The 13800-nt window shown below is 60.1% G+C and carries 12 protein-coding genes; 6 read left to right on the forward strand and 6 right to left on the reverse strand.

The genetic code is table 11. The features are described from left to right. The first annotated feature begins 44 nt into the window (after nucleotides 1–44). Nucleotides 45–1328 (forward strand): NAD(P)/FAD-dependent oxidoreductase, encoded by a 1284-nt coding sequence (locus tag ACQ4OB_RS25390; protein WP_430956688.1) that lies wholly within the window; start codon nucleotides 45–47, stop codon nucleotides 1326–1328. 232 nt (nucleotides 1329–1560) lie between these two features. Here ACQ4OB_RS25390 and trxB read toward each other — a convergent pair whose 3' ends face one another. Beyond that, entirely contained in the window at nucleotides 1561–2517 is a 957-nt protein-coding gene (gene trxB / locus ACQ4OB_RS25395; protein ID WP_430956689.1) for a thioredoxin-disulfide reductase, read from the reverse strand. Between the two features lie 317 nt (nucleotides 2518–2834). Between trxB and cysZ the strand changes: the two genes are divergently transcribed. Then, the gene (cysZ, locus tag ACQ4OB_RS25400) at nucleotides 2835–3587 is read left to right on the forward strand and encodes a sulfate transporter CysZ (protein WP_076028627.1); all 753 of its coding nucleotides are present in this window, start codon (nucleotides 2835–2837) and stop codon (nucleotides 3585–3587) included. Nucleotides 3588–3627: 40 nt separating this feature from the next. Further along, entirely contained in the window at nucleotides 3628–4827 is a 1200-nt protein-coding gene (locus ACQ4OB_RS25405; protein ID WP_102615072.1) for a glycosyltransferase family 4 protein, read from the forward strand. A gap of 122 nt (nucleotides 4828–4949) precedes the next feature. Here the strand turns inward: ACQ4OB_RS25405 and ACQ4OB_RS25410 are convergent, their stop codons facing one another. The 3 genes from ACQ4OB_RS25410 to ACQ4OB_RS25420 all read right to left on the reverse strand — a co-directional run bounded on the left by ACQ4OB_RS25410 (nucleotide 4950) and on the right by ACQ4OB_RS25420 (nucleotide 7303). Next, on the reverse strand, nucleotides 4950–6053 hold the full coding sequence (locus ACQ4OB_RS25410; protein ID WP_430956690.1) for an NADH:flavin oxidoreductase: 1104 nt from the start codon (nucleotides 6051–6053) through the stop codon (nucleotides 4950–4952). A gap of 156 nt (nucleotides 6054–6209) precedes the next feature. Next, on the reverse strand, nucleotides 6210–6692 hold the full coding sequence (locus tag ACQ4OB_RS25415; protein WP_430956691.1) for a glutathione peroxidase: 483 nt from the start codon (nucleotides 6690–6692) through the stop codon (nucleotides 6210–6212). A 125-nt stretch (nucleotides 6693–6817) separates the two neighbouring features. Continuing rightward, complete coding sequence (locus tag ACQ4OB_RS25420; RefSeq protein WP_008150718.1) at nucleotides 6818–7303, reverse strand: FKBP-type peptidyl-prolyl cis-trans isomerase; 486 nt, start codon at nucleotides 7301–7303, stop codon at nucleotides 6818–6820. Here ACQ4OB_RS25420 and ACQ4OB_RS25425 point away from each other — a divergent pair. From ACQ4OB_RS25425 to ACQ4OB_RS25435, 3 genes are read left to right on the forward strand one after another with little or no spacing between them, the layout of a single operon-like run. Then, nucleotides 7272–7610 carry a DUF3565 domain-containing protein gene (locus tag ACQ4OB_RS25425; protein WP_074873808.1) on the forward strand — a complete coding sequence of 113 codons (339 nt, stop codon included), beginning with the start codon at nucleotides 7272–7274 and terminating at the stop codon, nucleotides 7608–7610. The two genes, ACQ4OB_RS25420 and ACQ4OB_RS25425, sit on opposite strands and share 32 nt — an antisense overlap. Before the next feature lie 60 nt (nucleotides 7611–7670). After that, nucleotides 7671–9770: a phosphate acetyltransferase gene (pta, locus tag ACQ4OB_RS25430; protein WP_102615073.1), complete on the forward strand. Its 2100-nt coding sequence runs from the start codon at nucleotides 7671–7673 to the stop codon at nucleotides 9768–9770. After that, a complete protein-coding gene (locus ACQ4OB_RS25435; RefSeq protein ID WP_430956692.1) occupies nucleotides 9771–10679 on the forward strand; it encodes an acyltransferase in 909 nt (302 codons plus the stop codon). Nucleotides 10680–10857: 178 nt separating this feature from the next. Here the strand turns inward: ACQ4OB_RS25435 and cysN are convergent, their stop codons facing one another. Together cysN and cysD are read right to left on the reverse strand one after the other, a co-directional pair. Beyond that, nucleotides 10858–12756 (reverse strand): sulfate adenylyltransferase subunit CysN, encoded by a 1899-nt coding sequence (gene cysN / locus ACQ4OB_RS25440; protein WP_074873805.1) that lies wholly within the window; start codon nucleotides 12754–12756, stop codon nucleotides 10858–10860. Nucleotides 12757–12765: 9 nt separating this feature from the next. Further along, nucleotides 12766–13683, reverse strand: coding sequence for a sulfate adenylyltransferase subunit CysD (cysD, locus tag ACQ4OB_RS25445; protein ID WP_030128620.1), 918 nt, complete (start codon nucleotides 13681–13683; stop codon nucleotides 12766–12768). Nucleotides 13684–13800 lie beyond the last annotated feature (117 nt).

The raw sequence follows: 13800 nt of genomic DNA on the forward strand, positions 1-13800 counted from the left end.
AGCCGGCTCACTCCCACAAAAAAGCAATTTTTCAAGGATTGACCATGTCCTTCCCCACCACCTGGTACTCCCAAACCTCGCTGCCCCGCGCGGCCAGGTCCGAATTGAACGCCGATGAAACCTGCGACGTCTGCATCATCGGCGCCGGGATCGCGGGCCTCACCGCTGCCCTGGAGCTGACCCGGCGCGGCAAACGCGTGATCATCCTCGAAGCCCAGCAAGTCGCCTGGGGCGCGTCCGGTCGAAACGGCGGCGTGGTCTCGCCAGGCTGGGCTGAAGGGTCGGGGGCGATCCGCAAGAAACTGGGTCTGGAGCAGGCCAAGGCGTTATTCCAAATGTCAGTCGAGGGCGTCGAGATCGTCCGCCACAACATTGCCGAACTGGCTCTGACCGGTTGCGCGCCATCGGCAGGCACGATCCGGGTCAAGCGTTACGACGACGGCGCCGAGGTGCAAAACCATATCGAGACCATGCGCCGCGACTTCGGTTATGAACTCAATTTCCTCGATACAGCCCAGGTTCGCGAACGCGCACACACCTTGCGTTATTTCCAGGGTGTCGAAGATCCGAACGCCCTGCACTTCCATCCGCTGAATTATTGCCTGGGCCTGGCTCTCGCCATCGAAGCGGCTGGAGGCCGGATTTACGAACAGTCAAAAATGCTCGCCTGGCATCGCGAAGGCGACGACAAAATTGTCCAGACCGCCAACGGCACCGTGCGCTGCCAGGACCTGGTGTTCTGCGCCGGCGGCTACGGCGGCCCGGAGTTACAAAAACTCAGCCGCGCCTACCTGCCCATCGCGACCTATGTGGTGCTGACTGAACACCTGGGCGACTCGATCAAAAACGTCCTCGACTCCGGCGCCGCGTTCTCCGACGACCGTCGCGCCTCGGATTACTACCGCGTGGTCGAAGGCGACCGCCTGCTCTGGGGCGGACGCATCACCACCCGCAACGAACAGAACGAAAAGGCCCTCGCGACCATGCTCAAGGCCGACATGGTGTCGGTCTATCCACAACTGGCCCCGGTCAAAATCGAATTGGCCTGGTCGGGCCTGATGGGTTATTCCACCAACAAGATGCCCAACCTGGGATTGCTCGAACCGGGCGTCTGGGCCTGCACCTCGTTTGGTGGCCATGGCCTGAATACCGGTTCGATTGGCGGCAGGGTCATCGCCGAAGCGGTGTGCGGGGAAAGTGCGCGTCATCAGCTGTTCAAACCGTACTTGCTGGACTGGAACGGCGGACCGTTCGGACGGATTGCCGCCAATGCCATTTATCAATCGTTGAAGGTCATGGATTTCGTTCAGGAACGGCTGAAGGGTTGAAGGGCTGAACTGTATCCACCAAGGTAAACGCACTCCTGTAGCAGCTGGCGAAGCCTGCGTTCGGCTGCGAAGCAGTCGTAAAACTTGAGTGCGAGTTCTGCCTGACACACCGTATTGTCTGATTTCGCGACTGCTTCGCAGCCGAACGCAGGCTTCGCCAGCTGCTACAGGGATCTTTTGTGGGCACAAAAAAACCGGCCGAAGCCGGTTTTTTGTTTCTACAGAATCAGAATCAAGCGTTCTGCAGGTCGTCGAGGTAGCGCTCGGCGTCCAGTGCCGCCATGCAGCCAGCGCCGGCCGAGGTGATGGCCTGACGGTAAACGTGGTCAGCCACGTCACCGGCGGCAAAGATACCTTCGAGGCTGGTGGTAGTAGCGTTGCCGTCACGGCCGCCCTGTACAACCAGGTAGCCGTCTTTCAACGTCAGCTGGCCTTCGAACAGCGACGTGTTCGGGGTGTGGCCGATGGCGATGAACACGCCGTCGACGGTCAGCTCGTCGAAGCTGCCATCGTTGTTCTTCAGGCGGGCACCGGTCACGCCCATGTTGTCGCCCAGGACTTCGTCCAGCGTCGCGTTCAGCTTCAAGACGATTTTGCCTTCGGCAACCCGGGCATTGAGCTTGTCGATCAGGATCTTCTCGGCGCGGAAAGTTTCGCGACGGTGGATCAGGGTGACCTTGCTGGCGATGTTGGCCAGGTACAGCGCCTCTTCAACCGCGGTGTTACCGCCACCGACCACAGCCACTGGCTTGTTGCGGTAGAAGAAACCGTCGCAGGTCGCGCAGGCCGAAACGCCTTTGCCCATGAACGTTTCTTCCGACGGCAGGCCCAGGTAACGAGCGCTGGCGCCGGTGGCGATGATCAGCGCGTCGCAGGTGTAAGTTGCGCTGTCACCGGTCAGGGTGTACGGCTTGGCAGCGAAGTCCACGGCATTGATGTGATCGAAGACGATTTCGGTTTCAAAGCGCTCGGCGTGCTCTTTCATGCGGTCCATCAGCGCCGGGCCGGTCAGGCCGTGGACGTCGCCAGGCCAGTTGTCGACTTCGGTGGTGGTGGTCAGTTGACCGCCGGCTTGCATGCCGGTGATCAGCAGTGGCTTGAGGTTGGCACGGGCGGCATAGACTGCGGCGCTGTAACCGGCAGGGCCGGAACCGAGAATAATCACTCGCGAATGACGGACTTCAGACATGACCTGCTCCTGTTGACCGGCCCGAAACTTCTGGCGCGGAACGCCGGGTTGCCGGCGGGAATAAAAAAAGGACCGTTGAAAGCACTTGGGGAAGGCTTGGGCTCGACAGTCCTGTAAAAAGTATGGGGTGCAGCGTATCGAGGGGGCGAAGATTAAGGAAATACGGTTTAACAATCCAGCTCATAGGCGGTCTCTATCCGGTCACGATGGATACATAGGCGCCTTTGTTACAGTTAATGTCGATGCTGCTACCGCGCTTTCGTCCGTCAGGCAAAGCCGGTAAGGTCGGCGCGTTTCCCCTTTGCTCGGAGCACGTTATGCCCGCCCCCGTTCTGTCCGGCCCACAATACCTGCGCGAAGGCCTCAAGTTGGTCTTGAGCCCAAGCCTGCGTTTGTTCGTGCTGTTGCCCTTGGTGATCAACCTGGTGCTGTTCGTCGGATTGATCTATCTGGCCAGCCATCAATTCAGCCTGTGGGTCGATACGTTGATGCCGTCCCTGCCCGATTGGCTGAGTTTTCTCAGTTACATCCTGTGGCCGATTTTTGTCGTGCTTGTCGTTTTTATGGTGTTTTTCACCTTCACCATGCTCGCCAACGTCATCGCTGCACCGTTCAATGGCTTCCTCGCCGAGAAAGTCGAAGTGGTGGTACGCGGCACCGACGACTTCCCGGCCTTCAGCTGGGGCGAACTGATCGCCATGATCCCCCGCACCCTGTCCCGCGAGATGCGCAAACTCGGCTACTTCCTGCCTCGCGCCATCGGGCTGTTCATCCTTTCGTTCATCCCGGTGGTGAACATCATTGCCGCGCCATTGTGGCTGCTGTTCGGGGTGTGGATGATGGCGATCCAGTACATCGACTACCCGGCGGATAACCACAAACTGGGCTGGAACGAGATGCTCGCCTGGCTGCGCGAGAAGCGCTGGCAGAGCATGAGTTTTGGCGGCAGCGTTTATCTGGTGCTGCTGATTCCGGTGGTCAACATCCTGATGATGCCGGCCGCGGTGGCGGGTGCGACGCTGTTCTGGGTGCGTGAACGCGGCGCGGAAAACCTGGTGGTCCAGCGCTGATCCGGTCACAAATTCATCATCCCACCGTCACATTGACGACATGGCCTCAGCCGACACTGAGGTCATGACGACAGCTCTGCATATCACCCTGATCACCGAAACCTTCCCTCCCGAAATCAACGGAGTGGCCAACACCCTCGGCCGCTTGTGTGACGGCTTGCGCGCGCGCGGGCATCAGGTCGAACTGGTGCGGCCACGACAGGGTTGCGATCAGCAACTGGGCAGCGACGATGCGTTGTTGCTGTGCCGGGGCTGGCCGCTGCCGGGGTATCCCGGCTTGCAATGGGGCCAGTCGTCGATGCACAAACTGCTGCGGCGCTGGAAGCGTCATCGGCCGGACGTTTTGTACATCGCCACGGAAGGACCGCTGGGATTGTCCGCGTTGCGCGCGGCACGGCGCTTGGGGATTGCCGTGGTCAGCGGCTTTCACACTAATTTCCAGCAGTACTCCAGCCAGTATGGGCTTGGTCTGCTGACGCGATTGCTGACCCACTACCTGCGCTGGTTTCACAATCGTTCGACGCTGACCCTGGTGCCGAGCGCGAGTCAAAGAATGGAACTGGAGCGCCGGCATTTCGAGCGCCTGGCGCTGCTGTCGCGCGGGGTCGACAGCCAGTTGTTTCACCCGACCAAGCGGCTGGCGTCGCTGCGCGAACAGTGGGGTCTGGCCGACAGTGACATTGCCATCATCCATGTCGGTCGCCTGGCACCGGAGAAAAATCTTGGCCTGCTCAAGCGCAGTTTCGAAAAGCTGCGTACGACTTATCCACAGAAAAACCTGAAGTTGATCGTGATCGGCGACGGCCCGCAACGAGCGGTCCTGGAGAAAGAACTGCCCGAGGCGATTTTCTGTGGCTCTCAACGCGGCGAAGCCTTGGCCAGTCACTATGCGTCGGGGGATGTGTTTCTGTTTCCGAGCCTGACCGAGACGTTCGGCAACGTGGTGCTTGAGGCACTGGCTTCGGGTTTGGGTGTGGTGGCTTACGATCAAGCGGCGGCGGCCCAGCACGTTCGCCATGGCTACAACGGCGTACTGGCGATGCCGGGGGACGAAGAGGCGTTTTGCGATGCGGCGTGCTGGCTGCTGGAGAAGCGCGAAACCTTGCGTTGCGTGCGGCTCAATGCGCGCCAGCATGCGAGTCGCCAAGGGTGGGCAGCGATTATCGAGCAGTTTGAAGGGCAGTTGCGCGGGGCTTGTATGGGGGAGCAAGTGGTGCCGAATGCACCGACGGTACTCTGACTCTTCAGTGTTCTTGAGTCCGCCTTCGCGAGCAGGTTCGCTCCCACAGTTGACCGCATTCTTGAGGTAGAACTCGGTTGAAAGTGGGAGCGAGCCTGCTCGCGAAAGGGCCCTGCCAACGCTTAAACCAGGGTCATCAACGCCTCACGGCTGAACGGCAGGATGTCTTCTTCACGGCCGTCACGCACTTTCTGCGCCCAGTCCGGGTCCACCAGCAGCGCACGACCTACCGCCACCAGATCGAACTCATCATTGTTCAAACGCTCCAGCAGTTTTTCCAGGCTGGCCGGCTGCGCGATCTTGTCGGTGTTGACCATGAACTGCAGGAACTCGCCATCAAGGCCGACACTGCCCACGGTGATGGTCGGTTTGCCAGTGAGCTTACGGGTCCAGCCGGCCAGGTTCAGCTCGGAGCCGTCGAACTCCGGCTCCCAGAAACGACGCGTCGAGCAGTGGAAAATATCCACGCCGGCGTCGGACAACGGCTTGAGAAATTCGCCCAACGCTTCGGGTGTTTGCACCAGACGCGCGGTGTAATCCTGCTGCTTCCACTGCGAGAAGCGGAAGATGATCGGAAAGCCTTCGCCGACCGCGGCACGCACGGCTTGAATCAATTCGATGGCAAAACGCGAACGGTTGGCCAGGCTACCGCCGTATTCATCAGTGCGCTGGTTGCTGCCTTCCCAGAAGAACTGGTCCACGAGGTAGCCGTGGGCACCGTGGATCTCCACGCCGTCCATGCCGATGCTCTTGGCATCTTTGGCGGCCTGGGCAAATGCGGCGATCACGTCCTGGATATCTTGCTGGGTCATGCCGTGAACTACGACCTGACCGTCCTTCAGTTTCTCCGACGGACCGTAACCCGGCACGCTGGCGTCCGGCTCGGTGCCGATACGGCGCACGCTGCCGACATGCCACAGCTGAGGAACGATCTTGCCGCCCTCGGCATGAACCGCGTCGACTACTTTTTTCCAGCCGGCCAGCGCCGCTTCACCGTAGAAATGCGGCACGTTCGGGTAACCGTTGGAAGCCTTGTGGCCGACGGTGGTGCCTTCGGTGATGATCAGGCCCACACCCGCAGCGGCGCGGCGACGGTAGTACTCGATCACTTTGGAATTGGGCACGCCACCCGGCGAAAACGAACGGGTCATCGGCGCCATGACGACGCGGGTCGGCAATTCGAGGGTGCCGAGGTGGAACGGTTTGAACAGGGCTTTGACGGGCATGGGACGCTCCACGAAAACGGTATCGACGGGACAGAGATTTTATGACGGCGATAATATGCGGAGCGACAAGCGATGCACAGCACTATTGATTGTGGTGATTAAGGTTCAAAAGGCAGGCATAAAAAATCGCAGCTCGGTGGCTGCGATTTTTTTGGTTCAACTCAGCGCTTTTTCGATCGCATGAACGACAGTCGGATCATCCGGCGCCGTGCGCGGCGAGAACCGCGCCAGCACGCGACCATCCTTGCCCAGCAGGAATTTCTCGAAGTTCCAGGTAATGTCACCGGGAAATTCAGCACCCTCGCCCGCCAGCAGACGGTACAGCTGATGACGGTCATGACCGTTGACCTCCAGCTTGCTGGACAACGGAAAACTCACACCGTAGTTGAGGCTGCAAAACTCCTGGATCTCTTGCTCGGTACCCGGTTCCTGCCCGGCAAACTGGTTGCACGGCAGGCCCAGTACGCTGAAGCCTTTGTCCTTGTATTGCTGGTAGAGGTTTTCCAGCGCCGCGTATTGTGGGGTCAAGCCACATTTGGAGGCGACGTTGACCACCAGCACGACGAGCCCCTTGAAGGGCGCCAGAGGTAGTTCCTGACCATCCAGGCCTGTCAATTTAAGGTCGTGAAAAGCACTCATGACGAACTCCAGATTCCCGTGTTCTTCTCGAAACAGCCACTTGGCGGTGTCACCAGGGACAGCCGCGGACTAAAAAAGGCGCCCCTCGGGCGCCTCTCCAGTTCTCGAAAGCTTAGCGCAGAAAATCAGTGGTGATGGCCACCTTCGCCATGGACGTGACCATGAGCGATTTCTTCCTGGCTGGCATCGCGGATGTCGATGATCTTGACCTGGAAATTCAGACGCTGACCCGCCAACGGGTGGTTGCCGTCGACGGTGACATCGTCGCCGTCCAGATCGCGAATGGTGACGATCTGCATCTGGCCGTCCGGAGCGGATGCGTGGAACTGCATGCCCACTTCCAGCTCGTCGACGCCTTCGAACATGCTGCGGCTCAAGGTGCTGACCAGTTCGGCAGCGTATTCGCCGTAGGCATCTTCAGGTTCAACGGCTACGGTCAGCTCGTCGCCGACTGTTTTGCCTTCCAGTGCCTTTTCCAGGCCCGGGATGATGTTACCTGCGCCTTGCAGGTAGACCAGCGGCGCGCCGCCGGCGGAGCTGTCGATGACCTCACCAGCGTCGTTGGTCAGGGTATAGTCGATGGAGACAGCCTTATTGGCGGCGATCAGCATGGGGCGAGACCTTTTGCATAAGAATGAAGAATGGCCAAGTTTAGCGAAGCAATCGCCCGAAAGCGAACACAACCCGGACAGACGGATGACGGCGAAAGGCTCGACGGTCACAGGCTTCCATCAAGATGAGGACGGGCACTGGGTGGCCGAGCTTTCCTGCGGTCACACCCAGCACTTGCGGCACCAGCCACCGTGGCAATCCCGGGCCTGGGTACTGGACCCTTTGCTGCGTATTGAAAAAATAGGCCAACCCTTTGATTGCGGTTGGTGCGCACAAGGCTCGGTTAGCGATAACCTTGGCGACTGAAATTCGGTAAACGGCCAGACATAGGCCGTCACCATTGCCATGCACCTCCAGAGAATTCGCATGCAAACTTTTTTTATCGCGCCCACCGATTTTGGTGTGGGTCTGACCTCCATCAGCCTCGGGCTGGTACGTACCCTTGAGCGGGCCGGCCTCAAAGTCGGCTTTTTCAAACCGATTGCCCAGCCGCATCCGGGTGACACCGGGCCTGAACGGTCCACTGAGCTGGTGGCGCGCACCCACGGTTTGAAACCGCCTCAGCCGCTTGGCCTGGCGCACGTCGAGCGCATGCTTGGCGACGGTCAGCTGGACGAGCTGCTCGAAGAAATCATCACCCTCTATCAGCAGGCGGCAATCGGCAAGGATGTGCTGATCGTCGAAGGCATGGTGCCGACCCGCAGCGCCAGTTATGCCGCACGGGTCAATCTGCATTTGGCGAAAAGCCTCGACGCCGAAGTGATCCTGGTCTCGGCTCCGGAAAACGAAGTGTTGACCGAACTGTCTGGCCGAGTGGAATTGCAGGCGCAATTGTTCGGCGGCCCCAAAGACCCGAAAGTCCTCGGCGTGATCCTCAACAAGGTCAAAACCGACGAGAGCATGGAGGCCTTCGCCTCGCGCTTGAAAGAGCATTCGCCCTTGCTGCGCAGTGGCGATTTCCGTCTGCTGGGCTGCATCCCGTTCCAGCCGGAATTGAACGCCCCGCGCACCCGCGACGTCGCCGACCTGATGGGCGCGCAGATTCTCAATGCCGGTGATTACGAAACCCGGCGCATGACCAACATCATCATCTGCGCCCGCACCGTGCGTAACACCGTGGAGCTGCTCAAGCCCGGCGTGTTGGTGGTGACGCCCGGTGATCGCGACGACATCATCCTCGCCGTCAGCCTCGCCGCCATGAACGGCGTGCCGCTGGCCGGCCTGTTGCTGACCAGTGACACCCTGCCCGACCCGCGCATCATGGACCTCTGTCGTGGCGCGTTGCAGGCTGGCCTGCCGGTGTTGTCGGTGAGCACCGGTTCCTACGACACCGCCAACCAGTTGAACGGTTTGAACAAGGAAATCCCGATCGACGACCGCGAGCGCGCGGAGATCATCACCGATTTCGTTGCCAGCCACCTCGACGCCAAGTGGCTGCATCAACGTTGCGGCACGCCACGGGAAATGCGCCTGTCGCCCGCCGTGTTCCGTTATCAATTGATCCAGCGCGCCCAGGCCGCCAACAAGCGCATCGTCCTGCCCGAAGGCAGCGAGCCGTTGACCGTGCAAGCCGCCGCGATCTGTCAGGCGCGCGGGATCGCTCGCTGCGTGTTGCTGGCCAAACCGGCAGACGTCGAAGCCGTGGCTCGCGCCCAAGGCATCGAGTTGCCCCCGGGACTGGAAATCCTCGACCCGGACCTGATTCGCGAGCGTTACGTCGAGCCGATGGTCGCCCTGCGCAAAACCAAAAGCCTCAACGCGCCGATGGCCGAGCAGCAACTGGAAGACACCGTGGTGATCGGCACCATGATGCTGGCGCTGGATGAGGTCGACGGATTGGTGTCCGGGGTCATTCACTCGACCGCCAACACCATCCGCCCGGCCCTGCAACTGATCAAGACCGCGCCGGGCTGCACGTTGGTGTCGTCGGTGTTCTTCATGCTCTTCCCCGAGGAAGTGCTGGTCTACGGCGACTGCGTGATGAACCCGCACCCGAGCGCCAGCGAACTGGCCGAGATCGCGCTGCAAAGCGCCGACTCGGCAGCCGCCTTCGGCATCACCCCGCGCGTGGCAATGATCAGCTATTCCAGCGGTGAGTCGGCCAGCGGCGAAGAAGTCGAGAAGGTGCGCGAAGCGACGTTGCTCGCCCATGAACAACAGAACTCGCTGCTGATCGACGGCCCATTGCAATACGACGCCGCCGCCAACGAAACCGTTGCCCGGCAATTGGCGCCGAACAGCCAGGTCGCCGGTCGCGCCACCGTGTTCGTGTTCCCCGACCTGAACACCGGCAACACCACCCACAAAGCCGTGCAACGCAGCGCCGACTGCGTCAGCCTCGGGCCGATGCTGCAAGGCCTGCGCAAACCGGTGAACGACCTGCCGCGCGGCGCGCAAGTCGATGACATCGTCTACACCATCGCGTTGACCGCGATTCAAGCTGCCAACCGACCTTTGGATCTTTAAATGCTGGACTCCCTACCCGCACCGCTGCGAGGCGTCATTGCCTCGCTGCTGTTGGCGCTGAACACGATTGCCTGCTGCACACCGCTGTTCATCGTGGCGATTTTCAAACTGTTATTGCCCTTCCCCGCCGCCCAGCGTTTTACCGATTGGCTGATGAGCCATATTCACGAAGCCTGGATCAGCAACAACAAGGCCTGGATGGACTTGCTCGGACACACGCGCTGGACACTCAGCGGCCTGGAAGGCCTGGACTATCAGCACTCGTATCTGATCACCAGCAACCACCAGAGTTGGGTCGACATCATGGTGTTGCAATACGTGCTGAACCGGAAGATTCGCCCGCTGAAGTTCTTCCTCAAACAGCAACTGATCTGGGTGCCGGTGATTGGCCTGGCGTGGTGGGCGCTCGGCTTTCCGTTCATGAAGCGCTACTCCAAGGCCTACCTGGAGAAGCACCCGGAGAAGAAAGGCAAAGACCTGGAGACCACCCGCAAGACCTGCGACAAGTTCCGCCATAACCCGGTGGGGATTTTCAACTTCGTCGAAGGCACGCGCTTCACCGAAGGCAAGCATGCCCAGCAGAAATCGCCGTTCAAGCATCTGCTCAAGCCCAAGGCTGGCGGCATTGCGTTTGTGCTGGATGCCATGGGTGAGCAGCTGGAAGCCATCGTCAACGTGACCATTCACTATCCGGCCGGCCGTCCTGGTTACTGGGATTTGCTCTGTGGGAACGTGAAGGATGTGGTGGTGCATTTTCAGGAGCTGAAGATTCCGCCGCAGTTCATCGGCAAGAACTACGACCAGGACGGGGAGTATCGCTTGCAGTTTCAGGGCTGGATCAACCAGTTGTGGCAGGACAAGGATGCGCTGCTGGGGCAGATGCATCGTGAGTATCCCGCCAACGCTTGAGGTGTTTGCACTGGCCTCATCGCGGGCAAGCCCGCTCCCACAGGTTTTGAGGTGTTCACATCTCTCGCGTACGACGCGATTTCTGTGGGAGCGGGCTTGCCCGCGATGGCGTCCGACCAGACACAAAAAAACCCGCCGATGATCACTCATCGGCGGGTTTTTCATTAACGGCTATCGCTTAGATCGCGCCACGCTTGCGCAGCAGATCCAGCACTTGCTTGACGCTTTCTTCCAGCGACAGCGACTGGGTATCGACCACGAGGTCGGCGTCCAGCGGCACGTCGTACGGGAAGGAATCGCCCGGGATGTTATCCCCGGCCGCCGCGTACAGGCCTTGTGGGTCACGCTCGGCACAGACTGTCGGCGAGGCCTGGACGTAGACCGTCAGCAGACGCTCCTTGCCGATCAGCTCGCGAGCCTGCTCACGACCTTCGGCACTCGGCGCAACGAAGGCTGCCAAGGTCAGCAAGCCGGCTTCGTTGAACTGACGCGCAACGTGTGCCGCACGACGCCAGTTCTCGGTACGCCCGGCGCGATCCTGTGGCAGACCTTTGTTCAGGTCGTGACGCAGGTTCTGGCCATCGAGTACAAACACCGCGCGGCCCATATCGAACAGCTTGCGTTCAACGGCGTAAGCCAAAGTGCTTTTGCCGGCGCCCGACAAGCCGCTGAACAACACGGTGGCCGGTTGCTGACCGAAGCGCTGGGCGCGTTCTTCGGTGGCGACGTGCGCCAGTTTGCCGTGATGCGTGCTGGTGCCATGGCTCAACGGCTGAGCGATGATCATGCCGGCCGCGACGGTGCCATTGGTCAGTCGATCGATGACGATGAACGAACCGGTGGTGCGGTTGCTCGCGTAACCGTCCAGCGCAATGGCCGCGTCGAGGCTGATCTTCACCCGACCGATTTCGTTCAGGTGCAACGAACTGGCCGGACCTTCTTCCAAGGTGTTCACGTCAACGCGGTTGACGATGCTGGTGATCGAACCCGGCACGTAAGTGGTGGCGCGCTTGATGTCGTATTTCTTGCCCGGCAGCATCGGCTCTTCGGCCATCCACACCAGCATGGCGTCGAAGGCATCGGTCACTTGCGGCTGGTTGTCGGCGTGCACCAGCAAGTCACCGCGGGAGATGTCGATCTCGTCTTCCATGGTCAGCGTCACCGCTTGACCAGGACCGGCGTGCTCCAGTTCACCTTCGAAGGTGACGATGGACTTCACACGGCTGCTCTTGCCCGATGGCAACACCACGACTTCGTCGCCCTTGTGCACGACGCCGCTGGCCAGGGTACCGGCGAAACCACGGAAGTTCAGGTTCGGACGGTTAACGTACTGCACCGGGAAACGCAGGTCGGTGTAGTTGCGGTCGCTGGCGATTTCGACGGTTTCAAGGATTTCCATCAGCGACTGGCCGGTGTACCACGGCGAGCGCTCGGATTTGTTCACCACGTTGTCGCCTTTCAGCGCCGACATCGGAACGAAAGCCATGGTGGTCGGCTTGAACGCGATGCCGTCGGCGAACTTCAGGTAATCGGCCTTGATCGACTCGAAGACTGTTTCGTCGAAACCGTTGAGGTCCATCTTGTTGATGGCAACAACGATGTGTTTGATGCCGAGCAACGAGGCAATAAAGCTGTGGCGACGGGTCTGGGTCTGCACGCCGTAACGGGCGTCGACCAGGATGATCGCCAGGTCACAGGTGGACGCACCGGTGGCCATGTTGCGGGTGTACTGCTCATGGCCAGGGGTGTCGGCGATGATGAATTTGCGCTTGGCGGTGGAGAAGTAGCGGTAAGCGACATCGATGGTGATGCCCTGCTCACGCTCGGCCTGCAGGCCGTCGACCAGCAGTGCCAGGTCGATGTCATCGCCAGTGGTGCCGACTTTTTTCGAGTCGCGGGTGATGGCTTCCAGGTGATCTTCGTAGATCATCTTGGAGTCGTGCAGCAGGCGCCCGATCAGGGTGCTCTTGCCGTCGTCGACGTTGCCACAGGTCAGAAAGCGCAGCATTTCCTTGCGTTCGTGCTGGCCCAGGTAGGCGAGGATGTCCTCGCTGATCAAATCAGATGCGTGCGACATGACAACCCCTTAGAAATAACCCTGACGTTTCTTTTCTTCCATCGAGCCTGCGCCATCGTGATCGATGACCCGGCCCTGGCGTTCGGAAGTTCGCGTCAGGAGCATTTCCTGAATGATGTCGGTCAGGCTGGTGGCCTCGGACTCGACCGCACCGGTCAACGGGTAGTCGCCCAGCGTACGGAAGCGGACCTTTTTCTTGACGATGCGCGCCTTGTCTTCATCGCTCAGGTGATTGAGCAGGCGTTCGTCGTCGATCATGATCCAGGTGCCGTTCATCTCGATGACGTCGCGCTCGGCGGCGAAATACAGCGGCACAATCGGGATGCCTTCGAGGTAGATGTACTGCCAGATGTCCAGTTCGGTCCAGTTCGACAACGGGAAAACACGGATCGATTCGCCCTTGTTGACCTTGCCGTTGTAGACGTTCCACAACTCTGGACGCTGGTTTTTCGGGTCCCAGCGGTGCTTGGTGTCACGGAAGGAATACACGCGCTCTTTGGCACGGGATTTCTCTTCGTCACGACGGGCACCACCGAAAGCGGCGTCGAAACCGTACTTGTCGAGGGCCTGCTTGAGGCCTTCGGTTTTCATGATATCGGTGTGCTTGGCGCTGCCGTGGGTGAGCGGGTTGATGCCCTGCGCAACACCCTCGGGATTCACGTGTACCAGCAGGTCAAGGCCGAGCTCTTCGACCATGCGGTCGCGGAACGCGTACATTTCCTTGAACTTCCACCGGGTGTCGACGTGCATCACCGGGAACGGCAGCTTGCCCGGGAAGAATGCCTTGCGCGCAAGGTGCAGCATCACGGCGGAGTCTTTACCGACGGAGTACAGCATCACCGGGTTATCGAACTCGGCGGCGACCTCGCGGATGATGTGGATGCTTTCGGCCTCCAGCTGTTTCAGATGCGTCAGTTTGTCGACCATGGCTACTCACGAAAACGATCTTATGGACGGCCAGCGGGCCGTGTTCGAGCGAGGAATCCTAGCACAGCGTCCTCTTCTAATCAGGACGCCGACTAGATCGAAAGGGTATATGAATAT

It is taken from the genome of Pseudomonas sp. ES4, assembly GCF_050586665.1.
GTDB classification, from domain to species: domain Bacteria; phylum Pseudomonadota; class Gammaproteobacteria; order Pseudomonadales; family Pseudomonadaceae; genus Aquipseudomonas; species Aquipseudomonas frederiksbergensis.

Excerpts from the sequence above, each read along its gene's own strand:
- ACQ4OB_RS25390 (WP_430956688.1), top strand. The coding sequence starts at position 45 with ATGTCCTTCCCCACCACCTGGTACTCCCAAACCTCGCTGCCCCGCGCG.
- trxB (WP_430956689.1), bottom strand. The coding sequence starts at position 2,517 with ATGTCTGAAGTCCGTCATTCGCGAGTGATTATTCTCGGTTCCGGCCCT.
- cysZ (WP_076028627.1), top strand. The coding sequence starts at position 2,835 with ATGCCCGCCCCCGTTCTGTCCGGCCCACAATACCTGCGCGAAGGCCTC.
- ACQ4OB_RS25405 (WP_102615072.1), top strand. The coding sequence starts at position 3,628 with ATGGCCTCAGCCGACACTGAGGTCATGACGACAGCTCTGCATATCACC.
- ACQ4OB_RS25410 (WP_430956690.1), bottom strand. The coding sequence starts at position 6,053 with ATGCCCGTCAAAGCCCTGTTCAAACCGTTCCACCTCGGCACCCTCGAA.
- ACQ4OB_RS25415 (WP_430956691.1), bottom strand. The coding sequence starts at position 6,692 with ATGAGTGCTTTTCACGACCTTAAATTGACAGGCCTGGATGGTCAGGAA.
- ACQ4OB_RS25425 (WP_074873808.1), top strand. The coding sequence starts at position 7,272 with ATGGAGACAGCCTTATTGGCGGCGATCAGCATGGGGCGAGACCTTTTG.
- ACQ4OB_RS25420 (WP_008150718.1), bottom strand. The coding sequence starts at position 7,303 with ATGCTGATCGCCGCCAATAAGGCTGTCTCCATCGACTATACCCTGACC.
- pta (WP_102615073.1), top strand. The coding sequence starts at position 7,671 with ATGCAAACTTTTTTTATCGCGCCCACCGATTTTGGTGTGGGTCTGACC.
- ACQ4OB_RS25435 (WP_430956692.1), top strand. The coding sequence starts at position 9,771 with ATGCTGGACTCCCTACCCGCACCGCTGCGAGGCGTCATTGCCTCGCTG.
- cysN (WP_074873805.1), bottom strand. The coding sequence starts at position 12,756 with ATGTCGCACGCATCTGATTTGATCAGCGAGGACATCCTCGCCTACCTG.
- cysD (WP_030128620.1), bottom strand. The coding sequence starts at position 13,683 with ATGGTCGACAAACTGACGCATCTGAAACAGCTGGAGGCCGAAAGCATC.